Source organism: Kitasatospora sp. NPDC059571 (genome assembly GCF_042735675.1).
Classification (GTDB): domain Bacteria; phylum Actinomycetota; class Actinomycetes; order Streptomycetales; family Streptomycetaceae; genus Kitasatospora.
In genome coordinates this window covers 31,007-56,233 of the sequence record NZ_JBHWBW010000002.1, presented here as the reverse complement: position 1 = coordinate 56,233, position 25,227 = coordinate 31,007, and the positions used below count along the sequence as shown (strand labels likewise).

Annotated in this window: 19 protein-coding genes and 1 pseudogene; 10 read left to right on the top strand and 10 right to left on the bottom strand. The window is 75.0% G+C overall.

Features of this window, described 5'->3' with window-relative positions; genetic code table 11:
- Nucleotides 1–117: 117 nt before the first annotated feature.
- The 4 genes and pseudogenes from ACFV0G_RS00795 to ACFV0G_RS00780 form a co-directional block, all read left to right on the top strand.
- Complete coding sequence (locus tag ACFV0G_RS00795; RefSeq protein ID WP_380539333.1) at nucleotides 118–1,029, top strand: SPFH domain-containing protein; 912 nt, start codon at nucleotides 118–120, stop codon at nucleotides 1,027–1,029.
- Nucleotides 1,030–1,037: 8 nt separating this feature from the next.
- Entirely contained in the window at nucleotides 1,038–1,265 is a 228-nt protein-coding gene (locus ACFV0G_RS00790; protein WP_380539330.1) for a hypothetical protein, read from the top strand.
- 49 nt (nucleotides 1,266–1,314) lie between these two features.
- Nucleotides 1,315–2,313 (top strand): ABC transporter ATP-binding protein, encoded by a 999-nt coding sequence (locus tag ACFV0G_RS00785; protein ID WP_380539327.1) that lies wholly within the window; start codon nucleotides 1,315–1,317, stop codon nucleotides 2,311–2,313.
- A pseudogene (locus ACFV0G_RS00780) lies at nucleotides 2,310–2,846 on the top strand (ABC transporter permease); the annotation flags it as partial. The gene ACFV0G_RS00785 and the pseudogene ACFV0G_RS00780, both read left to right, overlap by 4 nt.
- A gap of 42 nt (nucleotides 2,847–2,888) precedes the next feature.
- On the opposite strand, the gene ACFV0G_RS00775 reads toward ACFV0G_RS00780, so the two are convergent.
- Both ACFV0G_RS00775 and ACFV0G_RS00770 read right to left on the bottom strand, forming a co-directional pair.
- Nucleotides 2,889–6,734: a hydantoinase B/oxoprolinase family protein gene (locus ACFV0G_RS00775; protein ID WP_380539324.1), complete on the bottom strand. Its 3,846-nt coding sequence runs from the start codon at nucleotides 6,732–6,734 to the stop codon at nucleotides 2,889–2,891.
- Nucleotides 6,735–6,793: 59 nt separating this feature from the next.
- Nucleotides 6,794–7,417 carry a hypothetical protein gene (locus tag ACFV0G_RS00770; protein WP_380539321.1) on the bottom strand — a complete coding sequence of 208 codons (624 nt, stop codon included), beginning with the start codon at nucleotides 7,415–7,417 and terminating at the stop codon, nucleotides 6,794–6,796.
- Nucleotides 7,418–7,614: 197 nt separating this feature from the next.
- On the opposite strand from ACFV0G_RS00770, the gene ACFV0G_RS00765 reads away from it, so the two are divergent.
- Nucleotides 7,615–8,175: a hypothetical protein gene (locus ACFV0G_RS00765; RefSeq protein WP_380539318.1), complete on the top strand. Its 561-nt coding sequence runs from the start codon at nucleotides 7,615–7,617 to the stop codon at nucleotides 8,173–8,175.
- 98 nt (nucleotides 8,176–8,273) lie between these two features.
- On the opposite strand, the gene ACFV0G_RS00760 is transcribed toward ACFV0G_RS00765, so the two are convergent.
- Both ACFV0G_RS00760 and ACFV0G_RS00755 read right to left on the bottom strand, forming a co-directional pair.
- Complete coding sequence (locus tag ACFV0G_RS00760; RefSeq protein ID WP_380539315.1) at nucleotides 8,274–9,287, bottom strand: Acg family FMN-binding oxidoreductase; 1,014 nt, start codon at nucleotides 9,285–9,287, stop codon at nucleotides 8,274–8,276.
- A 204-nt stretch (nucleotides 9,288–9,491) separates the two neighbouring features.
- Nucleotides 9,492–10,160: a DUF4389 domain-containing protein gene (locus tag ACFV0G_RS00755; RefSeq protein ID WP_380539312.1), complete on the bottom strand. Its 669-nt coding sequence runs from the start codon at nucleotides 10,158–10,160 to the stop codon at nucleotides 9,492–9,494.
- Nucleotides 10,161–10,495: 335 nt separating this feature from the next.
- On the opposite strand from ACFV0G_RS00755, the gene ACFV0G_RS00750 reads away from it, so the two are divergent.
- The gene (locus ACFV0G_RS00750) at nucleotides 10,496–11,176 is read left to right on the top strand and encodes a CBS domain-containing protein (RefSeq protein WP_380539309.1); all 681 of its coding nucleotides are present in this window, start codon (nucleotides 10,496–10,498) and stop codon (nucleotides 11,174–11,176) included.
- 105 nt (nucleotides 11,177–11,281) lie between these two features.
- Here ACFV0G_RS00750 and ACFV0G_RS00745 read toward each other — a convergent pair whose 3' ends face one another.
- Together ACFV0G_RS00745 and ACFV0G_RS00740 are read right to left on the bottom strand one after the other, a co-directional pair.
- Nucleotides 11,282–11,962, bottom strand: coding sequence for a helix-turn-helix domain-containing protein (locus tag ACFV0G_RS00745; RefSeq protein WP_380539306.1), 681 nt, complete (start codon nucleotides 11,960–11,962; stop codon nucleotides 11,282–11,284).
- Nucleotides 11,963–11,987: 25 nt separating this feature from the next.
- Nucleotides 11,988–13,028, bottom strand: coding sequence for a zinc-dependent alcohol dehydrogenase family protein (locus ACFV0G_RS00740; protein WP_380539303.1), 1,041 nt, complete (start codon nucleotides 13,026–13,028; stop codon nucleotides 11,988–11,990).
- A 211-nt stretch (nucleotides 13,029–13,239) separates the two neighbouring features.
- Here ACFV0G_RS00740 and ACFV0G_RS00735 point away from each other — a divergent pair, with 211 nt between their 5' ends.
- Nucleotides 13,240–14,955, top strand: coding sequence for a GAF domain-containing protein (locus ACFV0G_RS00735; protein WP_380539300.1), 1,716 nt, complete (start codon nucleotides 13,240–13,242; stop codon nucleotides 14,953–14,955).
- Between the two features lie 18 nt (nucleotides 14,956–14,973).
- Here ACFV0G_RS00735 and ACFV0G_RS00730 read toward each other — a convergent pair whose 3' ends face one another.
- From ACFV0G_RS00730 to ACFV0G_RS00720, 3 genes are all read right to left on the bottom strand, one after another.
- A complete protein-coding gene (locus tag ACFV0G_RS00730) occupies nucleotides 14,974–15,669 on the bottom strand; it encodes a response regulator (protein WP_380539297.1) in 696 nt (231 codons plus the stop codon).
- Nucleotides 15,670–15,837: 168 nt separating this feature from the next.
- A complete protein-coding gene (locus tag ACFV0G_RS00725) occupies nucleotides 15,838–16,533 on the bottom strand; it encodes a CBS domain-containing protein (RefSeq protein WP_380539294.1) in 696 nt (231 codons plus the stop codon).
- Nucleotides 16,534–16,650: 117 nt separating this feature from the next.
- Entirely contained in the window at nucleotides 16,651–19,380 is a 2,730-nt protein-coding gene (locus ACFV0G_RS00720) for a GNAT family N-acetyltransferase (RefSeq protein WP_380539291.1), read from the bottom strand.
- 162 nt (nucleotides 19,381–19,542) lie between these two features.
- Here ACFV0G_RS00720 and ACFV0G_RS00715 point away from each other — a divergent pair, with 162 nt between their 5' ends.
- Complete coding sequence (locus tag ACFV0G_RS00715) at nucleotides 19,543–22,062, top strand: glycoside hydrolase family 65 protein (RefSeq protein ID WP_380539288.1); 2,520 nt, start codon at nucleotides 19,543–19,545, stop codon at nucleotides 22,060–22,062.
- A gap of 21 nt (nucleotides 22,063–22,083) precedes the next feature.
- Here ACFV0G_RS00715 and ACFV0G_RS00710 read toward each other — a convergent pair whose 3' ends face one another.
- Complete coding sequence (locus ACFV0G_RS00710) at nucleotides 22,084–22,473, bottom strand: hypothetical protein (RefSeq protein WP_380539285.1); 390 nt, start codon at nucleotides 22,471–22,473, stop codon at nucleotides 22,084–22,086.
- Between the two features lie 540 nt (nucleotides 22,474–23,013).
- Here ACFV0G_RS00710 and ACFV0G_RS00705 point away from each other — a divergent pair.
- Nucleotides 23,014–24,468, top strand: a complete 1,455-nt coding sequence (locus ACFV0G_RS00705; RefSeq protein WP_380539282.1) for an ABC transporter substrate-binding protein — start codon at nucleotides 23,014–23,016, stop codon at nucleotides 24,466–24,468.
- Nucleotides 24,465–25,226: a 2OG-Fe(II) oxygenase gene (locus ACFV0G_RS00700; protein ID WP_380539279.1), complete on the top strand. Its 762-nt coding sequence runs from the start codon at nucleotides 24,465–24,467 to the stop codon at nucleotides 25,224–25,226. The genes ACFV0G_RS00705 and ACFV0G_RS00700 overlap by 4 nt, the downstream gene beginning before the upstream one ends.
- Nucleotide 25,227 lies beyond the last annotated feature (1 nt).

The window sequence follows — 25,227 nt, the reverse complement described above, 5'->3', positions numbered from 1 at the left end:
GCCGGGCCGAACGGCCGCCCGCTCCGGCCTGCGGCGGCTTTCCGCCTTTAAGTGATATCTCTATACTCGAGTTCCGCGGGCGCGCAGGGTGTTCCCGCACAGGGGCGAGGTGGCCGGATGAACCAGTGGACTCCGGACGGGGCGCAGCAGGCGCCCGCAGAGCGGCCGCGGGCGGCCGGCGGAGGCATCGTGGAACGCACGGCCCGCAGCCTGCCCGGCGTTCTGGCGCTGGTGGTCGGTCTGGCGCTGGTCGGGGGCGGCGCGGCGGCCCTGGGCGCGGCACCGGCCGCGGGCATCGCGCTGCTGGTGGCCGGCGTGGTCGCGCTGTCCGGACTGACCGCGGTCTCGCCCGGGCAGGCCCAGGTGGTGGCGCTGTTCGGCCGGTACCTGGGCACGGTACGGACGACGGGCCTCCAGTGGGTGGCCCCGCTGACCCGGCGTCAGCGGGTCTCCACGCGCATCCGCAACCACGAGACCCAGGTGCTGAAGGTCAACGACGCGGACGGCAATCCGGTCGAGATGGCCGCCGTGGTGGTCTGGCAGGTCGAGGACACGGCCCGGGCCGTGTACGCCGTCGAGGACGTCGTCGCGTTCGTCGCCACGCAGACCGAGACGGCCGTGCGCCACGTCGCCGGCAGCTATCCGTACGACGCCCGGGGCACCCGGCGCCTGTCCCTGCGCGAGAACGCCGAGGAGATCACCTCCCGGATGACCGCCGAGATCACCGACCGGGTGGCCCCGGCCGGCGTGTTCGTGGTCGAGTCGCGCATCTCGCGCCTGTCCTACGCACCGGAGATCGCGCAGGTCATGCTCCGCCGCCAGCAGGCGGACGCCGTGGTCGACGCGCGGCGCCGGCTCGTGGAGGGCGCGGTCGGCATGGTGCACCTCGCGCTCGAGCAGCTGGCCGCCGAGGAGCTGGTCGACCTCGACGAGGAGCGCAAGGCCACCATGGTGAGCAACCTGCTGGTGGTGCTGTGCAGTGAGAGCGCCACCCAGCCGGTGATCAACACCGGCACCCTCTACCAGTAGGCCGCACCGTGGCCGAGCGCAAGAGCATCCTGCTGCGGCTGGATCCGGCCGTGCACGACGCCCTGGCCCGCTGGGCCGGCGACGAGCTGCGCAGCACCACCGCCCAGATCGAGCTGCTGCTGCGCCACGCCCTGGCGGACGCCGGCAGGCTGCCGGGCAACGTCGGCAGCCTGCCCCGGCGCGGACGCCCGCCCAAGCACCCGCGCCCGGAGGAGGACGGTCCCGGCCCGGAATGACCCGTCACAGGGGTGGGCCCCGGGCATTCAAAGTGATATCACTTAAATGGTGAAGGCGAGACGAGACAGTGCCGCGACACCCGCCCCGGCGCCGCTCGGCGGGCCCGCCGTCGTCGTCGACGGGCTGACCAAGCGCTTCGGTGAGCGCACCGCGTTCACCGACGTGACCTTCGGCGTCGACCACGGCGAGGTGTTCGGCTTCCTCGGGCCGAACGGGGCCGGGAAGACCACCATCGTCAGGACGCTCGGCACGCTGCTGGCCCCCACGGCCGGCTCGGCGACCGTGGCCGGCCTGCCGCTGAACGCCGCCAACGGCGTCGAGATCCGCCGCCGGATCGCCGTCATGCCCGAGTCGCCCGGCCTCTACCAGCGCCTCAGCGTGGCGGAGAACCTCTCCTTCTTCGCGGGCCTGTACGAGCTCGACGACCGGCGCGGCCGCATCGAGCGCGCCCTGCGGGCCGTCAACCTGCTCGACCGCGCGGACGATCCGTGCCGCTCGCTCTCCAAGGGCCTGCGCCAGCGGGTCGGGCTGGCCCGCGCGCTGCTGAGCGACCCGCAGATCCTGTTCCTGGACGAACCGACCTCCGGGCTCGACCCGCTGGCCGCCCGCGACGTGCACGGCCTCATCGACGGCCTGCGCCACCGCGGCGTCACGATCTTCCTGACCACCCACCGCCTCGCCGAGGCCGAGGCGCTGTGCGACCGCGTCGGCATCATGAACACCACACTGCGCACCATCGGCCGCCCCGACGAGCTGCGCGAGCGCCTCTTCGCCCAGACCCTGCAGGTCACGACGCGGGCCCCGCTGGCCGAGCCCGACCGGGTCTTCGCGGGCCTGCCGGGGGTCGAGGGATGGCACCCCGGCACCCACGACGGGGACGGCGCCGGCTACCTGCTGGCCGTCACCGGACCGGACGTGGCACCCGCCGTCGCACGCGCCGTGGTCACCGCCGGCGCCGACCTGCTCGTGCTGAGCCCGTCACGGCACTCGCTGGAGGACGTCTACCTCCAGCTGATCGACGAGGACGTGGAGGCGCGGACACGATGACGAGGGCACCCGACGCACCGACCGGGCTGAACCGGACCCGGATCCGCGCCCTGGTGGGCAAGGAGCTGAACGACTACCGGCGCAACCGCTTCATCGCCACGACGATGGCGGTCATGCCGGTGGCGTTCATCGTCCTGCCGATCACCACGGTCTTCAGCCTGCCCGCGAACGCCCCGGCGGAGAAGCTCGACGCCCTGCTCGGCGTCTCCCTGCTCTACCTGCTGATGATCCCCGCGCTGGTGCCCGCCGTGGTCTCCTCCTACGCGGTGGTCGGCGAACGCGAACAGGGCACGCTCGAACCGGTGCTGACCACTCCGGTCCGCCCGGCCGAGTTCCTCGTCGGCAAGGCGCTGGCGGCCCTCCTGCCGACCCTGCTCATCTCGTACGCGATGTACGGGGTCTTCCTGACCGCCGTCGCGCTCTTCGCGCACCAGAACGTGGCGGACGACGTCCTCCGGGCTCCCCGGGTGCTCGCCCAACTGCTGTTCACCCCGCTGCTGGCGATGTGGTCGATCTGGGCGGGCATCGCCATCTCGACCCGCACCGGCGACGTCCGCGTCGCCCAGCAGCTCAGCTCACTGGCCGCCCTGCCGCCGATCGCGGTGACGGCGCTGATCGGCTTCAACGTCATCCGGCCCACCGTCGCCGTCACCGCGGCCCTCGGCGCCGGCCTGCTGCTCATCGACGTGCTCGCCTGGCGGCTGGTGTCCGCCCTGTTCGACCGGGAGCGCCTCGTCACCGGTGCCAGGGCCTGAGGAACGCGCCGCGACCAGGCCGCCGTCCTCCGCCGGGGAGCCGTACCCGCCGCCGCCCGGGGTCTCCACCACCAGGACGTCCCCGGGCTCCACGTCGACGGAGTCGCAGCCGGCCAGGGCGCGGCCGCCGTCCGGGCCCTCGATCCGGTTGACGCCGAGCGCCCCGGGCCCACCGCCCGCCAGTCCGTACGGCCCGACCCGGCGGTGGCCGGAGACGACGCTCACCGTCATCCGCTCCAGGAAGCGCAGGCGCCGCACGGCCCCGTCGCCCCCGCGGTACCGGCCAGCACCTCCGCTGCCGGTCCGGACCGCGAACGACTCGACGACCACCGGGAGGCGGGTCTCCAGGACCTCCGGATCGGTCAGGCGCGAGTTGGTCATGTGGGTCTGCACCACGGACGCCCCGGCGAAGCCCGGGCCCGCCCCCGAACCCGAGCCGAGCGTCTCGTAGTACTGGTGGCGGTCGTTGCCGAAGCTGACGTTGTTCATCGTGCCCGAGCCCTCCGCCTGGACCCCCAGCGCCCGGTAGAGCGCCCCGACGATCGCCTGCGAGGTCTCGACGTTCCCCGCCACCACGGCCGCCGGGGGGCGCGGGGACAGCATCGACCCGGGCGGCACCACTAGGTGAAGGGGCCTCAGGCAGCCGTCGTTGAGCGGGATGTCGTCGGCGACCAGGGTCCGGAAGACGTACAGCACGGCCGCGGTGACGACCGACGACGGCGCGTTGAGGTTGCCCGCCAGCTGCGGCGAGGTGCCGGTGAAGTCGACGGTGGCGGACCGGTGCCGCCGGTCGACGTCCACCCTCACCCGGATCACCGCCCCGGAGTCGGTCTCGTAGCGGCACTGCCCGCCCTCCAGCCGGTCGACGACCCGCCGCACGGCCTCCTCCGCGTTGTCCTGCACGTGCCGCATGTAGGCCTGCACCACCTCCACCCCGTAGGTGTCGACCATCACGCCGATCTCCTCGATCCCCTTGCGGTTGGCGGCGATCTGGGCCCGCAGGTCGGCCAGGTTCACCTCCGGGCCGCGCGAGGGGTACGGGGCGTCCCTGAGCAGGGCGAGCGTTTCGGCCTCCCGCAGACGGCCGCCCTCGACCAGGAGCCAGTTGTCGAACAGCACGCCCTCCTCCTCGATCCGGCGGCTGCCCGCCGGCATCGACCCGGGCGTGATGCCGCCGATCTCCGCATGGTGACCGCGGGAGGCGACGAAGAACAGCAGCTCGTCCCCGCCGCTGTCGAACACCGGGCTCACCACGGTGACGTCCGGCAGGTGGGTGCCGCCGTGGTACGGGTCGTTCACCGCGTACGCATCGCCCGGCCGCAGGGCGCCGCGGCGGCGGGCGACCACCTCCTTGACCGTCGTCCCCATCGAGCCGAGGTGCACCGGGATGTGCGGCGCGTTGGCGACCAGGTTGCCGTCCGGGTCGAAGACGGCACAGGAGAAGTCGAGCCGCTCCTTGATGTTCACCGACTGCGCGGTGGCCTCCAGACGGGCGCCCATCTGCCGGGCGACCGACATGAAGAGGTTGTTGAAGACCTCCAGCAGGACCGGGTCCGCACGGGTGGCGACATCCGCCGGCGGGCGGGCGGTTTCGCGTTCCAGCACCAAGTGGCCGAGTGGCCCGGCGGTGGCCCGCCAGCCGTCGTCCACCACGGTCGTGGCGCCGTCCTCGGTCAGGACCGCCGGGCCCCGCACCGTGTCGCCGGCCCGCAGGGCGTCCCGCCGCAGCAGCGTCGCACGGCGCCAGGCGCCGCCCGCGTACATCGGGACCTCCTCGGGCTCCGCCGGCTGCTGCGCCCCGGCCGCTCCGAGCGAGGACAGGTCGGGCTGCTCGCTCGCGCCCACCGCCTCGGCCGCCACCGCCTCCACCACGATCCGGCGGTCCATCAGGAACGAGTAGAGCGCGCGGTGCGCCGCCTCGAACTCCGCCGCCATCGCGGCCGCCCCGCCGAGCCCGACCGGCAGCACCGTGTCGGTGCCGTCGTACCGCAGGTGGGCGCGGAGCACCGTGCGGATCCGCTCGGGCGGTACGCCCTCCGCCGCGAGCTCCCGCCGGGCCGCCTCGCCGAGCGCCCCGGCCACCGTCCGGACGCGGCCCATCGAGGCCTCCTCCAGTGGGAGTTCGACCGCCTGTTCGCGCATCGCGGTCACGTCCGCCAGCCCCATGCCCAGGGCGGACAGCAGTCCGGCCATGGGCGGGACGAGGACGGTGCCGATGCCGAGGGCGTCCGCGACGGCGCAGGCGTGCTGGCCGCCGGCCCCGCCGAAGGTGGTCAGCGCGTACCGGGTGACGTCGTGGCCCTGCTGCACCGACACCCGCTTCACCGCGTGGGCGATGTTGTCGACCGCGATGCGCAGGTAGCCCTCGGCGACGTCCTCCGGCGACCGGTCGTCACCCGTCCGCTCCCCGATCTCCGCGGCCAGGTCGGCGAACGCGCCCCGGACGGCATCCGCGTCGAGGGGCGCATCGCCGTCCGGGCCGAACACCCGGGGGAAGTGCGCCGCCTGGATCCGGCCCAGCATCAGATTGGCGTCGGTCACGGTCAGCGGCCCGCCGTTGCGGTAGCAGGTCGGCCCGGGGTCGGCCCCCGCGGAGTCGGGGCCGACCCGGTAGCGGCTGCCGTCGAAGTGGAGCACCGACCCGCCGCCCGCCGCGACGGTGTGGATCGCCAGCATCGGTGCCCGCAGGCGCACCCCGGCGACCTGTGCCGAGAAGACGCGTTCGTAGGCGCCGGCGTAGTGGGACACGTCGGTCGAGGTACCGCCCATGTCGAACCCGATGACCCGGCGGTGGCCGGCGAGTTCCGAGAGCCGCGCCATGCCGACGATGCCCCCGGCGGGCCCGGAGAGCACCGCGTCCTTGCCCCGGAACCGGTCCGCCTCGGTGAGGCCGCCGTTCGACTGCATGAACATCAGCCGCGCCCCGTGCAGGTCGGCGGCCACGCCCTCGACGTACCGGCGCAGCACCGGGGACAGGTAGGCGTCCACGACGGTGGTGTCGCCCCGGGGGACGACCTTCATCAGCGGACTGACCTCGCTCGACAGCGAGACCTGCGCGAACCCGGCGGCCCGGGCCGCTGCGCCGATCACCCGCTCGTGCTCCGGGTGGAGGTGGCTGTGCAGGCAGACCACGGCAGCGGCCGAGACCCCGTCGCGGCGCGCCGCCGCGAACGCGTCCGCGAGGCCGTCGACGTCGGGCGGCCGGAGGACGGTGCCGTCCGCGGTGATCCGCTCGTCGGCCTCGATCACCCGCTCGTACAGGGGGTCGGGCAGCCGGATCTCCCGGGCGAAGATGTCGGGCCGGTTCTGGTACCCGATCCGCAGCGCGTCGCCGAAGCCGCGGGTGATCACCAGGGCGGTCGGCTCGCCGGTGCGCTCCAGGAGGGCGTTGGTCGCGACCGTGGTGCCCATCCGCACGGAGTCGATGCCCGCCCCGGCGAGCGGGGCCCCCGGCGGGAGCCCGAGGAGGTGCCGGATGCCGGCGAGGGCCGGGTCCCCGCGGCGGTGCGGATCCTGGGACAGCAGCTTGTGCACCACGATGCGGCCGTCCGGGCGGCGTGCGACGACATCGGTGAACGTCCCGCCGCGGTCCACCCAGAACTGCCATCCGCCGTCCGCCACCAGCGCCTCCTGTTCGAGCAGGGTCCGCCGCAGCGCCGTCCCCACGAGTGTCCGGCCGGGCCATCCGGGCCGCAATCACACCGGGCCGAGGGAAGGGGCGCGTCTCACGGCGGCCCGGAGAAGAGCGCCGTGTGCCGGGCCGCCGACACGGCATGGGCCGCGCAGCGGTCGAAGGAGCCGCTCAGCAGCACGGCGTCGACCATGTCCAGCCGGGCGGGCCCGGACCCGTCGGCGAGCAGCCGGTCGTAGAGCAGCCGCTGCCGCTGGGCCATCTCGTTGAGGCCGTCGTGGAGGTCCGCGGACGCCGCCGGTCGCGGATCCGCCAGGAGGTCGCCGGCTGCGGCGACCATCGACACGGCGAGTCCGGCCATCCCGGCCAGCGGAGTCCGCAGGCGCTCCGGGAGCGGGTCGCGCCCGCGCCGGACCCAGGCGATGTCTCCCACCCCGCGGGCCAGCTCCGCCAGCCGCTGCACGTCGGAGGCGACGTGGACCTCGGCCACCACGGTCCTGGGTCCGACGGGCACCCGTGCCGCGTCGAGCAGCGCCGCCGCCTCGGCCTCGACCTCCTCGTACAGCGGGCCGAGCGCCCGCCCCGCGGCGTCCAGCTCCTGCTCGACCGGAGCGCCGGGAGCGGCCAGTGCGGCGCGGGCCGCCCGTTCCAGGGCCGCACCGGACAGCCTGACCAGCCGCGCGAGGTGGGCGTTGTGCTGCGAAGGGCTCTGCGACATGGCCTGCTCCCGTTCCGGCGGTCGGCTCCCCCTCCATGGAAACGCGGGTATCCGTGGCGCGCTCCCCTCGCCGCCGCTCGGGCCGCCGCGGGTGACCATCGCCCGGCCGGGTGTGGGCCGGTCGGACCATGCCCGGCGCGGCGGTCCGGCGGACGATGGGAGGAGCCGACCCGGCGATCGTGTGGGAGGCGGACGCGATGAGCGCACCAGCAGGGCGGAACCCGATGCAGCGGACGTCCGACCGCGTCCAGCGCCGGCTCGCCCGGCTGCTGCTGGTCTGCGTCCTCGTCGGCGTCCCGGCCGCCGCCGTGACCACCGGCGTGTCGAGCTACCGGGCGCAGCTGCACGCCGTCCAGGTGCAACACGTCACCCGGCACGCCGTCACCGCCCGGCTGACCGAGGACGTCCCGGGCGTCGCCCCGCCGGGCCGGACCGCCGTCCCGGGTACGGTCGCCTGGACCGCCGCGGACGGCAGCCGCCACTCGGTACGGATCGCCGTGCTGCCGGGCACCCGGGCGGGCACCCCCGTCCGGCTGTGGCTCGACGCGCAGGGCTCGGTCGTCCCCGCTCCGGCCACCCCGGGCCGGGCGCTGACCACCGCCGTGACCGTGGCCACTGCCGCGGGAACGGCCGGCGCGGCCCTGTGCCTGGTGGTGTGGAAGGGCTCGGTACGGTTCCTCGACCACCGCCGCTACGCCCAGTGGGACGCGGAGTGGGCGCGGATCGAGCCCCGCTGGACCCAGCGGTCGTCCGGCTGACCGCCGTCGGACCGCCGAGCGCGCCCGGCCCGGCGCCGGGTCCCCCGGGCGCCCAGTGTCTCGGCCCCGCCGGGGTCGGGCCCGATCCGCGCGGAGCGTCACGACGCCATCGGCGCCGCGGTACGGAGCTGCGGGCCACCGGGGAGCGTCGACAGGTCGAGGATCTCCCGGACGGGTCGGCGCGGGGTCGGGGCCCCGGGCGGGCCGTAGCCGAGCCGCAGGACGAGTTGGACGTGGCCGGGACTGTCCGCCGGGTCGCGCAGCATCAGCCGGGTGTCGGGGAACTCGACGGCCTGGTGCAGGACGTTGGCCCGGACGCCGCGGACGGTGGCGAGCAGCCAGAGGTGCTCCAGCGCCTGGCCGGCCCGCAGCCAGTCGACCGGACCGTCGCCGGGGGTGGTGAGGGTGCAGAGCTGCGGCAGCGCCTCGAACCGCTCCGGCGGCAGCGGACCCGAGTCGCCGGCGAAGTCCCGCATCGGCACCCGGTCGTCACGGTCCATCGGGCCGAGCGCCGAGGCCGGGATCCCCTCGTCGGCCGGCGCGTCCGTGCGGATCCAGGACCGGTGCTCGGCGCGGCGCGCCGGGTCCGCGGCGATCCGCCGCTCGGCCTGCGCGGTGAGCGTCAGCACGCTGCGTACACCGGCCTCCTCCAGCGAGGTGAGGACGGCGCCCTCGGCGGCGGCCGCGGCGATCAGCTCCTCGATCACGGCCTCCGGCACGTCGCGGTTGGCGAACGGCCGGCGGCCCGAGTGGCGGTGCGGGATCGCGGCGCTCAGGTCGGGGTCGAGGGCGGGCCCGGGTGCGGAGAGGTCGAGGACGGCCATCAGGTCGGGCTCGGCGGGCTCCGGCAGCAGCCGGACGTCGGCGGCGCGCCCGAGGCGGCCCGCCGCCACGCGCAGGTTGAGGACGGCCGCGCCGACCGACACCGTGCGGGCCCGGCCCTCGGGGTCCGCGAGCGGCACGGCCCGGGCGGGGTCGGCGTACACCTGGAGGCCGCGGGCGTCCGGGGTGGGCCTGAACCGCCAGGGCTGGCTGTTGTGCAGCGAGGGCGCCGCCCCCGCGGCGGCGGCGAGGCCTTCGAACTCGGCCGCGGTGATCGGCTGGTCGAACATGGCGGGTTCCTCCTCGCGCCGGGTGGGAGCGGCCGCGGGAGGGGCCGCGGCGGTGGCGGCCGCCGCGGCCCAGGTCTGCGGCCTGTCTCCAGCCTGGTCGCGGGACGGGCCCGGGCCGAGGGGCGCCGGTCCCGGGAGCCGGGGCCGACCCGCTCCATCGGGCGCGGGCACACCGGCCGGTCCGCCCGGGACTTCCGGCCCCGGTCAGAGGGACTTCACCGGCGGTGCCGCCGCCGGACCCGCCGGGTCGCCGCCGCCCTGGTCCAGGCGGAAGGGCGGGTAGTCGTCGGTCATCAGCGCCGCGTACGCGGTGACCCGCAGTACCCAGCGGTCCAGGCCGATGACCAGGTCGAAGAGACCGGCCGGGTAGCGGGTGGTGACCAGCAGCGCCACACCGGCGAACAGGACCAGCAGGCCGATCAGCCCGCCGCCGCCGTCCCGGCCGACGCCGCCGAGGAACACGCCGAGCACGGCGTAGTGCGGCAGCGCCAGCAGCCACCACTTGACCAGCACCAGCCCGCGGGAGAGCTGCCCGGGGTAGGGGATGTCCAGGCGGGCCGGGTAATCGGGCTCCGCGCCGAGGCTGAACGGCGGGTAGCGGTCGGTGCCGAGGCCTCCGTAGGCGTAGTAGGAGACCCGCCAGGTCCAGCGCAGCACGCCCAGGTTGAAGTCGAAGATCCCGCGCGGGTAGCGGCCGGTGAAGAGGATCGCGAAGAAGGCCACGACGGTGAGCAGCACGAAGGCGATCCACAGGAAGCACAGCACGATCCAGTGCGGTAGCGCCAGGAGCCACTTGACCAGCCAGAGCCAGCGCGACAGCGGGCGGTCCAGCGTGGCGTCCAGCCGTACGGGCGCGGAAGCCGTGGTGGTCACGGCGATCACCTCCGGGGCGACGGGTCCCGCGGCCGGGGAGCCGCCGGCCGGGCGGTTCGCACACCTGCGGGACACCTCAACCCTCCGCGGGCCGCCGCCGGCCGCGCGAGGGCCGCCGGGCCCCGCCGTGGCGGCCGGTCGGCCCCGGGGTCCCCGTCCGCCGTCGGGCGCGCGGGCGGGACGGGTCCCGTCCGGGCGCGGCGCCCGGCAGGACCGTTCGGCCCCGTCGGCACGGACGGCCGACCCTGGCCGGTCCGGACGGCCCCGCGCACCGTGGAGATGGGGGTCCTCCCGGCCGGCCGGTCCGGCCGACGGGCGCAGGAAGGGTGAGAGCGATGCTGCACCGCACCGTGGAAGACGTGATGACCAGGGACGTGGTCACGGTACGGCCCGACACCCCGTTCAAGGAGATCGTCGCCGTCCTGCGCAGCACCGGCGTCGCCGGCGTCCCGGTGACCGACGGGGACGGCAGGCCGGTCGGGGTGGTGTCGGAGGCTGACCTGGTCCGCACCGAGGCGGGCAAGCCGACCGGTCGTCACGACCTCTCGCGGCACACCGGGCCGGCGGACGGGAACGCGCCGGCCGCGGAGACCGCGGGCGGGCTGATGTCGGCCCCGGCGGTCACCGCCAGGCCGCAGTGGAGCATCGTCAGGGCCGCCCGGCTCATGGCGCAGCGCGGTCTGAAGCGCCTCCCGGTGGTCGACGACAGCGGTCGGCTGGCCGGTGTGGTGAGCCGGATCGACCTGCTGAGCCCGTTCCTGCGGAGCGACGCCGAGATCGCCGCGGAGATCGAGGGGGACGTCCTCGGCGAGGCCCTGTGGCTGGCGCCGGGCAGCGTGGCGGTCACCGTGGACGACGGCGTGGTCCGGCTCCGCGGAACGGTGCGGCAGCGGAGCCTGGTGCCGGTCGTCGAGCGGCTCTGCGCCTCCGTGGACGGTGTCGTGGCCGTCCACCAGGAGCTGGCCTTCGAGGTCGACGACAGCCCGTCCCCGACCTCGGCGTTCACCTCGCAGTGACGCGTTGCAGTGATGCGTGACGCGTTGCAGTGACGCGTTGCAGTGACGTGTCGACGCACGGACGCGCTCCGTGCGCGATGGCACGCCGCCGCCGGTGACCGGCCGTCACGGGGTGCGGATCAGACGGCCGGTCACGGTGGCGGGGACGATCCTGATCCAGAGGTTCCGGTCCCCGCCCGCCCACGGGCGGCTCGGGACGAGGGCGGCCAGGCGCCGGTCCTCCTCCCCGTCCGTCACCTGCCGGGCGGTACCGGTGAGCAGCACGCTCCACCCGTTGCGGTGGCGGCTGTCCAGCCGGTCGGCCTCGAAGGAGACCGCGGTGCCGGTCGGCGCGGCGGCGGCCCCGGCCGTGGCGGTCCGGTACACGACCGTGCCGCCGTCCACCGCGTAGTTGACCGGGTAGACGCCCGGTGCCGCGGCCTCGGCCAGGGCCACCCGGCCGATGCCGTGGGTGTCGAGCCGGTCCCAGCACTCGGCCTCGGTGAGGCGTACCAGTACCGGGTGGGCCACGGCGGGCTCCGGCGAGGGCGGTCCGGCCGGATCGTCGCCCGCGAGTTCCCGGTAGGTCATGCCGAGGACGGCGGCCAGCCGGAGCAGCGCGTCGGGGTCGAAGGCGGTGTCGGTCCGCAGCAGGTGGCCGAGGTAGCGGGGCGACATGCCGGCCCGGCGGGCCAGTTCCGCCTCGGTGAGGTCGAGCTGCGTCCGCCGCGCGGCGATCCGGCGGAGGAGCTCCGCGGTGTCCCACCGGTCGTCGACCGGGGGGAGGCGGCGCCGGCGCGTGTCCATGGCGGTGGCTCCTCGGGTGCGGGGGTCAGGTGCGGAAGAGGGCGACCTTGAGCGCACCGCTGGCCGCGGCCTCGGAGAAGACGTCGTAGGCGTCCTGCATCTCGTCGAGGCCGAACCGGTGCGTGATCAGGCCTCCCACGTCGAGCGATCCCGCGGCGAGCATGCGCAGCAGGAGCGGTGTGGTGCTGGTGTCGACCAGGCCGGTGGTGATGGTCAGGTTCCTGATCCACAGGTCCTCGAGGTGCAGGACGGCGGGCCGGCCGTGCACGCCGACGTTGGCGACGCGGCCGCCGGGCCGGACGATCCGGGTGCAGCGTTCGAAGGTCTCGGGGATGCCGACCGCCTCGACGGCCACGTCGACGCCGCGGCCGTCCGGGGTCAGCCGGCGGATCTCGTCGTCGGTCGCGGCCGCGTCGAGCACGTCGGTGGCACCGGCCTGCTCGGCGGCGTCGAGGCGGTTGCGGTCGGTGTCGACGGCGATGATCCGCCCGGGGCTGTAGAGACGGGCGGTCAGGACGGCGGCCAGCCCGATCGGCCCGGCTCCCAGCACGGCGACGGTGTCGCCCGGTGCCACCCGGCCGTTGCGGACGCCGACCTCGTAGGCGGTCGGCAGGATGTCGGCCAGCAGCAAGGCCCGGTCGTCGCTCACCGTGGCCGGCAGCCGGTGCAGGGAGTTGTCGGCGAACGGGGTGCGGACGAACTCCGCCTGGGTGCCGTCGACCAGGTGGCCGAGGATCCAGCCGCCCCCGCCGGTGCACTGCCCGTACGCCGCGGCGCGGCAGTCGGCGCAGCGGCCGCAGGCGGAGATGCAGGACACCAGGACCCGGTCGCCGGCGGTGACCGTCCGGACGGCCGAACCGGTCTGCACCACCGTTCCGACGGCCTCGTGCCCCAGGATCCGCCCCTCGGTGACCTCCGGTACGTCGCCCTTGAGGATGTGCAGGTCGGTGCCGCAGATGGTGACGGCGTCCACCCGGACGACGGCGTCCTCCGGCTCCCGGATCACGGGATCGGGGACATCGCCCCAGGTGCGCCGCCCTGGTCCGTGGTAGGTCAGGGCCCTCATCGTCCTCACTCCCCGGTGCGTCGGCGGCGCGGCCGCACGGTCCGCACGGCCCCGCACCTCCAGCCTGCGCCGCGCGTGGGGGCCGGGGACATGGGCCGGTCGGGCCCCCGTCCGGGCCGGTCGGGCCGCCCCCGTGCGCCGCGGCGCGCCTCGGCGCTGCCGACTACGCTGAGGACCGGTGGGCGGGCCGTCGAGCCGCGGAGGGTGCAGCGTGAGCGGTGCATCGGAGGACAGCCCCGTCCCCCTCCCCCAGCTCCGGCTCGACGAGCTGCTGGACGAGCTGCAGGCGCGACTCGATGCGGCGCGCGCGACCCGGGACCGGGTGCACAGCCTGCTGGAGGCGGTGCTCTCCGTCGGCCGGGAGCTGGAGCTGACGCAGGTGCTGCGGCACATCGTCGAGGCCGCGGTGGCCCTGGTGGACGCCCGGTACGGGGCGCTCGGGGTGATCGGCGAGGACCGGCGTCTGACCCAGTTCATCCCGGTCGGCCTCACCGAGGAGGAGATCCACCGGATCGGCCCGTTGCCCTCCGGGCACGGCCTGCTCGGCGAACTGATCCGGCGGCCGGAGGTCCTGCGGCTGCCGGAACTGGCCGAACACCCGGCGTCGTACGGGTTCCCGCCGAACCACCCGCCGATGCACGGCTTCCTCGGGGTCCCGATCCGGGTGCGCGACAAGGTGTTCGGCAACCTGTACCTGACCGAGAAGCGCGGCGGCCGGGACTTCGACCAGGAGGACGAGTCGCTGCTGGTGACGCTCGCCGCGGCGGCGGGCGTGGCGATCGACAACGCCCGCCTGTACGCGCAGACCCGGCTGCGTGCACAGTGGATGGCGGCGAGTGCCGAGATCACCGGCAGCCTGCTGTCCGGCAGCGACGAGATCGAGGTGCTCGATCTGCTGGTGTCGCGGGCCGGCGATATCGCCGGCGCGGACCTGGTGGTGGTCGCGCTGCCCGTGGAGGACGGCCGGGAGCTGGAGGTGCAGCGGGCGGTGGGTCTGGACGCCGACGACCACGCCGGGCTCATCCTGCCGCTCAAGGGCACGTTCATGGGCACGGCGGCGCTCGGTGGCGGCCTGGTCGTCAGCGCGGACGTGCAGACGGACGCGCGGATCACCGTCGGGCCGCCGCGGTGGCGCGGCCTGGGACCGGCCGTGGCCGTCCCGATCGGCACCCCCGAAGGAGGGATCCGCGGCGTGCTGATGCTCGCACGGGCCGCCGGCAAGCCCCTGTTCGACGCGGACGAGTCGGCCCCCCTGGAGGGCTTCGCCGGCCAGGCCGCCGTGGCGATGGAGCTGGCAGAACGGCGGCGCGACGCCGAAAAGATGACCCTGCTCCGGGAACGCGACCGGATCGCCCGCGACCTGCACGACCTCGCGATCCAGCGGCTGTTCGCCACCGGGATGACGCTGCAGGGCGCGACCCGGTTCATCGACCACCCGGAGGCGTCCAGGCGGGTCCTGCAGGCGATCGACGACCTGGACGAGACCGCCCGGACCATCCGGGCCAGCATCTTCGGCCTCCGCAGCCGGACGGAGGGTCCGCAGCGCACCGGGCTGCGGTCGCGGGCGGTCGACGCCGTGGACGAGTCCGCCGGCCTGTTCGGCTTCGCGCCGGCGCTGCGGATGAGCGGCCTGCTGGATGTCCGGGTGCCCGCGGACATCGCGGAGGACGCCGTCGCCGTCCTCCGCGAGGGGCTGTCCAACGCGGCCCGGCACGCCCGCGCCACCGAGGTCGAGGTGTCGATCGATGCCGGCGAGGACCTGGTGGTGGCCTTGACGGACAACGGCGTCGGCCTGCCGGCGAACGGGCGCCGCAGCGGGCTGGCCAATCTTGCTGCGCGTGCCGACGCGCACGGCGGCAGCTTCAGCGCCGAGGCCCGCGAGAGCGGCGGGACGCGCCTGGTCTGGCGGGTCCCGCTCGGCCGCTGAACGCGGCGTCGGCGCGGGTCAGCCGGGCGGTCGCCCGGGTCCGTCGGCGGGAGCGGCCCGCACGGACAGGACGGAGGTGCGCAGCCGCTGCTCGGACCCCACCTTGGCGAGCACCCGGGCGACGTGCCCCTTCACCGTCAGATCGGCCAGGCAGAGCGCGGCACCGATCTGCCGGTCGGTCAGGCCCTCGCCGATCAGCACCAGGACCTCCCGCTCCCGCACCGTCAGCCGCTCCAGGGCCGGCCGCGTCGGGGCCCCGTCGCGGCGGAGCGCGTTCTCCGTGACGGTGCGCCTGGTCACGGCGTCCAGCATGGGCCGCCCCGCGGCAACCGTGCGGACGGCGTACACCAGGTGCGCGCTCTTGATCTGCTTGACCAGGTAGCCGGCGGCCCCTGCCAGGACCGCGTCCAGGAGGGCGTCGTCGTCGTCGAGCGAGGTCAGGATCAGGCAGGCCGGCCCGTCGGCGCGGTCGCGGAGCTCCCGGCAGACGCTGACGCCGTCGCCGTCGCGCAGCCGCACCTCCAGGACGGCGACGTCGGGGCGGAGGTCCGGCACCTCGGCGACGGCCCGGGCGCCGGTGCCGGCCTCGCCCACGACCTCGATGTCCGGCTCCGCCTCCAGCAGGTCCCGGACCCCCTGCCGGACGACGTCGTGGTCGTCGAGCAGGTACACCCGGACGGGCGGCGGGCTGTTGCCGGGCTCGGTACTGGTCATCGCAGGGCTCCTCCGCGGTGGGCGAGGAATGCTCCGATTCTGTGCGGGCGGGCCGCGGCCGGCACAGGGGCCTTCAGCCCCTCGGGGTGCACCGGTCGGCCCTGCGGACCGGGCCCGGTCGCCCGGCCCGGGCCGCCGCCGGGGCAAGCGGTCGGCCGGCCGGCGCCGTCAGGCGCCGGCGCGGTAGGCCTTCGGGTGCTCCAGGCGGACGTCCGTGTCGTCCTCGGTCCAGTCCAGGGTGTGGTGGAGGGCGACCACTCCGTCGACCGAGCGGCAGAGCTGCTCGACGATCGGGATCATGCTGCGGCGCGGCACCCGGCCGGTCAGCGTCACCACGCCCTCGTCCACCGCGACCTCGACCCGGTCGGACGGCAGCCAGAGCGTCGCGCCGAGCACGTCGTGGATGATCTCCTCGCGGATGGCGGCGTCGTGGCGCAGGAAGATCTGGAGCAGGTCGCGGCGGCTGACCACCCCGACCAGGCGTCCGGCCTCGTCGACCACGGCGAGCCGCTTCACCCGGTGGCGGTCCATCGCCCGGGCCGCCTCGGGGATCGACCACGAGGGCCGCGCGGTGACGGCCGGGCTGGTCATCAGCCCGCCGGCGGTCTCGGCCTCGGCCCGGGCCCGGTCGTGCGCGCCGAGCCAGCGGCCCGGTGACCGCCCCTCGGGGTCGGCCAGCACGGCCTCCTTGCGGATCAGGTCGGCCTCGGAGACCACGCCGATCGGCCGGTCCTGGTCGTCGACCACGGGGATGGCGGTGACGTCGTTGCGGTGGAACAGCGCCACGATCTCCTTGAACGGGGTGTCCGGCCGGGCCGACACGACCTCGCGGGTCATCACCTCGTGCACACGGCGGTGCTGCATGGTCCTCACTCCTCCCGGCCGGCTGCTGTCGATCCCACTGTCACGCCGGGGCCGGCCGCCGGGGAGGGCCGTTCGGTCCCGGTGTCGGGGGCCGACGCGGCCCCGGCCGGCCGGGGTTCACGGCGCGTCCGTGCCGGGCCACCGGCGCAGCTGCCGCAGGTGCGGGTCGAAGGCCGTCCGCGGTTCCAGCCGGACGCGCGCGTCGACGGCGGTCCGGCCGCCCCTGCCCGCGATGAGCGGGTTGAGCTCGGCCTCGGCCAGCTGCGGCAGGTCGAGGGCCAGCCGGGAGAGGCCGGCGAGGACCTGGTGCAGGGCGCCCCGGTCGACCGGCGGGTCGCCGGCCGCCCCGCGGAGCAGCGGTGCGGCGCGGAGTTCGGCGGGGAGGTAGTCGTGGTCGAGCTCGGTCAACGGGGCGAGCCGCGCGCAGCGGTCGTCCAGGGCCTCGGTGGCGGTGCCGCCGAGGCCGAGTACGACGAGCGGCCCGAAGACCTCGTCCTGGACGACGCCGGCGAGCAGTTCGAGGCCGGGCGCGGCCATCGGCTGGACCACCGCGCCGGCCATCCGGTCGCCGAGCCGGCCGCGCAGGTCGTGCAGGGCGTCCCGGACGTCGTCGTCGGTCCGCAGGCCCGTCCGGACGGCGCCGGCCGCGCTCTTGTGGACCTGGTCGGGCCAGTAGGCCTTGAGGACGACCTGCCCGTCGTGGCCCGTGCCGCAGAGGGTCCGGGCGGCGGCGAGGATGCCGGGCTCGTCGCGCTCCCAGAGCGTCGTGGTGAGCGGCAGTCCGTAGCAGCCGAGGAGGTCGGCGGTGCGGGCCGGGTCGAGCCAGCCGCCGTCGGGCCGCTCGGCCAGGAAGGCGTCGACGAGGCCGCGGGCCGTCCCGGTGTCGGCGGTGGCGGGGACGGCCACGGGCGTGTCGGGCCGGGCGAGGTGGCGGGCCCGGTCGACGGCGTGGGCGAGGGCGTGCGCGGCGGCGGCGGGGTCGGCGTAGGAGGGCAGCAGCCCGTGGTGGGCGGCCAGGTGGCGCACCGGTGTCTCCTGGTCGAGCAGGACGGCGGCGATCGGCACGCGGCGGTGCGCGGGCCCGTCGACGAGGGCCTGCAGCGGGGCCCGGTCCGGGCGGTCGACCAGGGCCGTCGGGACGAGACAGACGAGCAGCGCGTCCACGGCCGGGTGGTCGGCCAGCAGGTCGATGCAGGCGCGCAGTTCTGCCGGTGTGGCGGCGGCGGTGGTGTCGACCGGGTTGGCGGTGGCCGCCGCCGCGGGGAGCACCTCCCGCAGGGCCCGGGCGAGGTCGTCGGGCAGGGCCGGGACGTGCAGCCCGGCCTCCGTGCAGGCGTCGGCGGCGAGGATGCCGATCCCGCCCGCGTTGGACACGACCGCCACCGACCCGCGGGCGCCCGGCAGCGGCTGGGCGCGCAGCAGGGCGGCGGTGTCGACGAGTTCGGCGATGCTGCGGGTCGCGGTGATGCCGGCCTGCCGGAACAGGGCCTGCCGGGTGACGGTCGGGGTGGCGGCCGCGGCGGTGTGCGAGGCGGCGCCGCGGCGTCCGGCCGCCGAACGGCCCGCGTCGACGGTCAGGACCGGGATCGTCCGGGTCACCCGGCGGGCGGTGCGGGCGAAGGCGCGCGGGTTGCCGAACGATTCGAGGTGGAGCAGGACGAGGTCGGTGCGCCCGTCGGCCTCCCACCACTGGAGGAGGTCGTTGCCGCTGACGTCGTACTTGTCGCCGAGGGACACGAACGCCGACACGCCGGTGCCGAGCCAGGCGAGGCGTTCCATGAGGGCGATGCCGACGCCGCCGGACTGGACGGCCACCGCGGCCGTCCCGGGCAGCGGATGCGCCCCGCCGAACTCGGCGTCCAGCCGGACGGCCGGGTCGGTGTGGGCGATGCCGAGGCTGTTCGGGCCGACCATCCGCATGCTGTGCCGTCGGCAGGCGTGCAGGAGCCGGCGGCCCTGGTCGGCGGTCAGGCCGGAGGTGAGCACCACCAGGGCCCGTACGCCGGCCAGTCCGCACTCCTCGGCGGCGCCGGGGACGGCGGCGGGCGGGACGGCGAGGACGGCCAGGTCGGGCACGCCGGGCAGGGCCGCGACCGAGGCGTGGGCGGGCTCCCCGGCGACGGTTGCGGCGTGCGGGTTGACGGCCCAGACCGGCCCGGTGAAGCCGTTCTGCCTGATCTTGCGGAGCACTGCCTGCCCGACCGAGCCGGGCCGGCGGGAGGCCCCGACCACCGCGACGGCGCGCGGGCGCAGCAGCGCGGCGAGGCTGGCGATGCCGGCGGCGCGGCCCCGGGTCTCGACGGCGTCCCGGTAGTGCGGGTCGTTCTCGTCGAGCGGCACCCGGACGAGGACCTCGCCCTGCCGGAACCTGCGGTGCACGGGCAGGCCGAGATCGGTGAGGACCTGGTGGACGGCCCGGTTCTCGGCCAGGGTGTCGGCGACCAGCGCGGCGATGCCCCGGTCGCGGGCGGCGTGCGCGAGGTGCTCGATGAGGAGGGTGGCGACGCCTCGGTGCTGCCAGGCGTCGGCAACGGCGAGGGCGAGTTCCGCGTCCCCGGCGGCCGGGTCGACGAGCTCGCAGTCGGCCTCGCCGACCAGTTCGCCGTCGACCCAGGCGCCGAGTCCGATCAGATCGGGGCGGGGCGGGGCGCAGAGCCGGTCGGCGGCCAGGGCGGGCGCCCGTCGGCTGGCACCGAAGAAGCGCAGTCGGAGGCTGTCGGCGGACAGGTGGGTGGTGTACAGGCCGAAGACCGCGTCGCGGTCCGCCGGGCCGAGCCGGCGGATGGCCGCGGTGGTCCCGTCGGCCAGCAGGGCCTCGACCGTGGTGGGGCGTTCCGTGGCCGGCATCGTCTGCTCCTCGCGGCGTGGGTGGGCTCACTCCCACCATCGGCCGGAGCCCGGCGGCGGGCCAGGGCCGGTCGGCCCTGCCGCGGGCACCGGGTCCGGCCGACCATGGACAGTGGAAGCGTGTGCCGGGCCGCGGCACGCGGCGGACGGGAGGCGTCACCGGTGACGAGGACCCCCGGGACGGCGGACGGGCCGGACGGCGGCTCCGGGCCGCCCGCGGCCGGCCCCCGCGGGGCGGGCCCGACCGGTGCCGCGGCGGCACCGGCGGACCGTGCCCGTGCCGACCGGCGCGGCAGCGGCCACCGGGACGACGCCTGGACGCTCCGCTACCGCGGCTTCGACGCGGCCGAGGAGGGCCTGCGCGAGGTGCTCTGCGCGGTCGGGAACGGGTACCTGGTGAGCCGGGCCGCGGCGCCGGAGTCGCGGGCCGACGGCGTGCACTACCCGGGCACCTACCTGGCCGGCGTCTACGACCGGGCCGTGTCGGCGGTGCCCGGCGGCACCGTGGAGAACGAGGACCTGGTCAACTGCCCCAACTGGCTCCCGCTCACCTTCCGTGCGGAGGGCGGCGCGTGGTGGCACGGCCCGGCCGAGGACGAGGAGCTCGTGCTCGACCTGCGGCGCGGCGTGCTGACCCGGCGCGGGACGGCCGTCGACCCGGACGGCCGCCGCACCGGGATCGTCCAGCGCCGGCTCGCCAGCCAGGACCAGCCGCACCTGCTGGCCCTGGAGACCACCCTGACACCCGAGAACTGGGACGGCCGCCTGGAGGTCCGCTCCGCGCTGGACGGGACGGTGGCCAACACCGGCGTCGCCCGCTACCGGCACCTGGCCGCCCGCCACCTCCTCCCGGTCGGGCAGGGAGCCGACGCCGACGGCATCCTGTGGCTCGTGGTCCGCTGCGCCGGGTCGCCGCTGCACATCGCGATGGCCGCCCGGACCAGGCTGCGCGGCCGCGACGGCCCGCTCGCCGCCGACCGCCGCGAGGACCTCGGCGACGGCCGGCCCGAGCAGGTCCTCGCGGTGGACGCAGCCCGGGGCGTGCCCGTCACCGTCGAGAAGACCGTCGCCGTGCACACCGGCCGCGACCGGGCGATCGGCGACCCGCTGACCGCCTCGCGCCGGCTGGCTCGCCGGGCGGGATCGTTCGACGCCCTCGCCCACCGGCACGCGGCGCGCTGGGCCGCGCTCTGGCGGCGGATGCGGATCGAGGCCGACTTCGGGGGCGCCGCGGCGGTGAACCTCGACCTGTTCCACCTCCTGCAGACCTACTCCGAGCACTCCGCCGACCTCGACGTCGGCGTCCCGGCCCGCGGACTGCACGGCGAGGCCTACCGCGGCCACGTCTTCTGGGACGAGCTCTTCGTGCTGCACCTGCTGAACCTGCGCTTCCCCGAGCTGGCCCGCGCCGTCCTCGGCTACCGCCACCGCCGACTGGACGCGGCCCGGCACGCGGCCCGGCAGGCCGGGCTCCGCGGCGCGATGTACCCGTGGCAGAGCGCGAGCGACGGCCGCGAGGAGTCCCAGCAGCGGCATCTCAACCCGCTGTCCGGCCGTTGGCTGCCCGACCACAGCCACCTCCAGAGGCACGTCGGCTCGGCGGTCGCCTACAACGTCTGGCAGCACTACCAGGCCACCGGGGACGTGGAGTTCCTCGCCTCGACGGGGGCGGAGATGCTGCTGGAGATCGCCCGGTTCTGGGCGTCGCTGGCCCGCTGGGACCCGGCCCGGGAGCGGTACTCGATCCGCGGCGTCGTCGGTCCCGACGAGTACCACGACGCCTACCCCTGGTCCGACCGGCCCGGCCTCGACGACAACGCCTACACCAACGTCCTCGCCTCCTGGGTGCTGGCCCGCGCGCTGGACACCCTGGACCTGCTGCCGCCGCCCCGCCGGGACGAACTCGCCGACCGCCTGGCCCTGGACGCCGCCGAGACGGACGCCTGGCAGGAGATCGGCCGGCGGCTGCACGTCCCGTTCCACGACGGGGTGATCTCCCAGTTCGAGGGCTACGAGCGCCTCGCCGAACTCGACTGGGACCGGTACCGCGCCCGCCACCGCGACCTGCGCCGCCTCGACCGGATCCTGGAGGCCGAGGGCGACACCGTCAACCGGTACCGGGCGTCCAAGCAGGCGGACGTCCTGATGCTGCTCTACCTGTTCTCCGCCCGCGAGGTGCGGGACCTGCTGCGCCGCCTGGGCTACCCGGCCGGCCACGACCTGCTGCACCGCACCGTGGACCACTACCTGCGGCGCACCGTGCACGGATCGACGCTCAGCTCGGTGGTGCACGCCTGGGTGCTGACCCGCACCGACCGCCGCGCCTCCTGGCGGTTCTTCCGGGACGCGCTCGACGGCGACCTGCACGACGTCCAGGGCGGCACCACGCCCGAGGGCATCCACCTCGGCGCGATGGCCGGCGCGGTCGACCTCCTGCAGCGGTGCTACACCGGGCTGGAGATCCGCGAGGACGCGCTCTGGCTCGAGCCGCGGCTGCCGTCCGCACTCGGCAGACTGGAACTGGACCTCCGCTACCGGGGGCACTGGGGCGTGGTCGTCTCGGTCGACCGGCGGTCGGTCTCGGTCGGCCTTCAGGAGAGCCGCCAGGACCCGATCGCCGTCCGCTTCCGGGGCACGACGACCACCGTCCGGCCCGGCGAGACCCGGTACTTCTCGCTGTGAGCCGCGCCGGGCGGCCGCGGATCACACCCGGGTTCCGGCCCGCAGGCTCCGGCGGAGGCTGCCGAGGTCCTGCGCCCGCTCCTGCCGGACGTACGCCGCGGCGCCGGCGCTGCCCCGCCAGCGTTCGTCGAGGGCCGGCACGGGGCCGCGTCCGGTGCGGTGCACGGCATCGTGATCACGCAGGCGCTCGGCGCTCTCGTCCGCGAGTTCGCGTACCTCCTGACGGTGCGCAGGGTCGACCTGGCGGTCCTCCACCCACCGGCGCAGGCGCTGCAGCGCCACGGCCCGGCGCAGCTGCTCGGCGCGCAGGTCGGGTCGGGGGCCGGCGTGCGGGGCGGGGCCGGGGGCGGTGAAGGCGAGGTAGTCGACCCCGCCGAGCTCCGTGACGAGGTCCAGCGCCGTGGGGTTCATGGCATCTCCCGTGTGTTCGGTGGTTCCGAGGGCACCGCCACTGTGAACCCGGTCACACGAGAAACACTCGGGAGGCCGCGCCGGCTCCGGCCACCGTCCGTCCGACGCGCGAACCGCACGTGACCTGGACATATCAACCAAAGCCAATTAGGTCGCACATCTCCTGCCATTATCGGCAAACAAGGGGAAAATATTCCCACAAACCATCGTTGCGGCCCGACCCGGAACTCGGCATTCCGGCTCGTGGGTCGCCGACGGAAAGTCGTGCACATCCCTTGCCCCCACTGGTTGGCACAGGTAGCGTCCATGCCAGTCGACACCTGAGGGGAGGTTAGACATGCAGGAAACCACCGCGTCCGCGCAGGACGTCCAGGAGGCCCTGGAGGTCGAGGAGCTCGAGTTCGACCAGGAGCTTCTGAGCGACTACCTGGCAATCTCGCACCGCTGCTGAAATCGCCGGTATGCTCCGGTGCGCCTTGCCGGGGCATACCGGTTCCACTCCTGCTGGGACGGACGGACTCTATGCATTCCGGTGCAATCGTGGCGCTCGACTCGGCACCGCTGAGCAGCGACAGGCACTGGCCGGCGGACTACGATGCCCGCCTCGTGGGCGAGTCACTCATCCGCACCCTGGTCCCTGCGGCGAGCGACCCCGGACAGGTCGGCATTCCTACCGGCGGATCGGCCACAGCCGTGGAGCGACTGAACCGTGACGGCTGCTGGCGCGTCCGCCTCGACGAGTCCCTGCACTGGTCGGACGGGACCGGGCTGTCGGCGGCGGACGTCCTCCGCTCGGCCTCCCGGATTGCGGAACATCCACGTTCAACCGCGTTCCGACTCCTGTTCGGAGGCGCCGACCGGGATTTCCCGGTGCAGGCCGTTGACGATGCCACTCTGGAATTCACGTTCGCCCGTCCGCTCTCCTTCGCCAGAGAACTCCTCACGCTCCCGCAGCTGGCTCCCGTCCATTCGGCGGGCGGGCAGATCGGGGCTCCCTCGCTCGGGGACTACGAGCTGGCGGCGATGACCGAGAACATCATTCGGGTCACTCGCCACGCATATGCCCAGGAACCTTCCGGGAGGAATCCGGAGTCCCTTGAATTCCGGGTCCACCCGCAGCTCGCCGACGCCATGGGCGCCTTTTCCCGAGGTCTCGTGGACATTTCCCCGACCACCAGCTTCGGCCGGGCGGAGCTGGCCGCGTTCGGGAGTCACAAGAATCTGCTGTCGAGGAACATCTCGATATTCGGCAGCCTCGAGTTCGGCGCAGAGGCTCCGGGGCTGGCGAGCCGGCCCGACCTGCGCCACGCCCTCGGTGCGGCCCTGGACCGCCGGCGCCTCGTGGAGTCGTGCCCCGGCCTGGTCAGCGAGTTCTGGGAGCAGACGGGACCGTGGAAGCGTCCCGCCGAGGTCGTCTCCCCCGGCGCGCCCGTGGTGCCGTCCGGCGCACAGGTGGACGGGATACGCGCGGCCCTGGGCCGCGAGCTCGAGATTCCCTACGCCGACTTCAGCCCGAACGGTGCCATCGTCTCGGAGGTCTGCCGACAACTCGCGGACCTCTTCGGCATCACCGCCGCCCCCCGGCCGGTGAGCTATCGCACGTACGTGAGGACCGTCCTGTCGCAGCGGCACTCGTTGCTCTACACGCTCACCACCGCCGACTTTCCCCATCCCGCGGCGCTGCTGTTGCCCTGGCGCTCCGACAGCCCGCATGCACGGCGGTCCGGATTTGCGGATTCTGCTCTGGACGGAGCAATTGACGAGGCATCAGCAGCCATCGACCGGGCCGACGAGCTCTGGCGGCTGGCCGATCTCCGCTGGCTCACCCTGATGCCGCGCGTCCCGCTCGTCCAGGTCCGCGCCCACTGCGTCCACAGCGACCGGGTCTCGGATGTCCGGCTCTCGGCCGGTGGCCTCATCGACTTCGGCCGGCTGGCCCTCTCCCCGCACTCTCCTCCCGCAGCGCCCCACGGAAACGAGGCAGTCGCACCATGACAGAGCAAACCGTGTTCTCCGACGAGACGTACCGCGCCGAGGTCCTCTCCCGTGCCGCTGCCCTCATCGCACCGGAGCACCTGACCGCGCAGACCCTGGAGTCGGTCTCCACGTGGCTGAGCGAGCCGTCCGACCGGCCGATGGTGTTCCGGAACTTCCTGCGCCAGGAGGCCGCAGAGGCCACGGCGGCCGCGATGCGGGCGCTGCCGGTATGGGCGCGCCACGTCACGGCGTACCGCAACCTCACCGAGACCGAGGCCATCGACGAGCGGGACTGGCCGGGGCACCCCGAGCGGGCGGCGTGTCACTTCGTTGCCCAGCCGCTCACCGCGGCTCTGGAGCCCGGCGCGATGGCGGCGGAGCACCAGGACAGCCTGCGCCGGTTCCTCTCGTTCGCGGTGATCACCAACCGGTTCCGTGACTGGATCTCCCTCGCCACGGGCGTCCCGCTCAACCCGAAGGAGGCAAGTGTCGAACTCGCCGCCTACGGACGCGGCGACCAGATCAGGCCACATCAGGATCTCTTCCCGAACCGGGTGCTGGGAGGCAACTTCTACCTCGACCAGGACTACCGGGTCGGCCAGGGCGGCCGGCTGGGCTACCGCGTCGACGGCGGAGCGGAGACCTTGGTGGATCCGCTCTTCAACACCCTCTCGCTCTTCCAGATCCGTGCCGACGGCTACCACTGGGTCGAGCCGTTCGAGCCGGAGACGATCGGGCGCTACACGGTCAGCATCGGCCTGCACCGGGTGTCGTGAC

Excerpts from the sequence above, each read along its gene's own strand:
- ACFV0G_RS00700 (WP_380539279.1), top strand. The coding sequence starts at position 24,465 with ATGACAGAGCAAACCGTGTTCTCCGACGAGACGTACCGCGCCGAGGTC.
- ACFV0G_RS00795 (WP_380539333.1), top strand. The coding sequence starts at position 118 with ATGAACCAGTGGACTCCGGACGGGGCGCAGCAGGCGCCCGCAGAGCGG.
- ACFV0G_RS00740 (WP_380539303.1), bottom strand. The coding sequence starts at position 13,028 with ATGAGGGCCCTGACCTACCACGGACCAGGGCGGCGCACCTGGGGCGAT.
- ACFV0G_RS00765 (WP_380539318.1), top strand. The coding sequence starts at position 7,615 with ATGAGCGCACCAGCAGGGCGGAACCCGATGCAGCGGACGTCCGACCGC.
- ACFV0G_RS00745 (WP_380539306.1), bottom strand. The coding sequence starts at position 11,962 with ATGGACACGCGCCGGCGCCGCCTCCCCCCGGTCGACGACCGGTGGGAC.
- ACFV0G_RS00760 (WP_380539315.1), bottom strand. The coding sequence starts at position 9,287 with ATGTTCGACCAGCCGATCACCGCGGCCGAGTTCGAAGGCCTCGCCGCC.
- ACFV0G_RS00720 (WP_380539291.1), bottom strand. The coding sequence starts at position 19,380 with ATGCCGGCCACGGAACGCCCCACCACGGTCGAGGCCCTGCTGGCCGAC.
- ACFV0G_RS00750 (WP_380539309.1), top strand. The coding sequence starts at position 10,496 with ATGCTGCACCGCACCGTGGAAGACGTGATGACCAGGGACGTGGTCACG.
- ACFV0G_RS00725 (WP_380539294.1), bottom strand. The coding sequence starts at position 16,533 with ATGCAGCACCGCCGTGTGCACGAGGTGATGACCCGCGAGGTCGTGTCG.
- ACFV0G_RS00730 (WP_380539297.1), bottom strand. The coding sequence starts at position 15,669 with ATGACCAGTACCGAGCCCGGCAACAGCCCGCCGCCCGTCCGGGTGTAC.
- ACFV0G_RS00770 (WP_380539321.1), bottom strand. The coding sequence starts at position 7,417 with ATGTCGCAGAGCCCTTCGCAGCACAACGCCCACCTCGCGCGGCTGGTC.
- ACFV0G_RS00710 (WP_380539285.1), bottom strand. The coding sequence starts at position 22,473 with ATGAACCCCACGGCGCTGGACCTCGTCACGGAGCTCGGCGGGGTCGAC.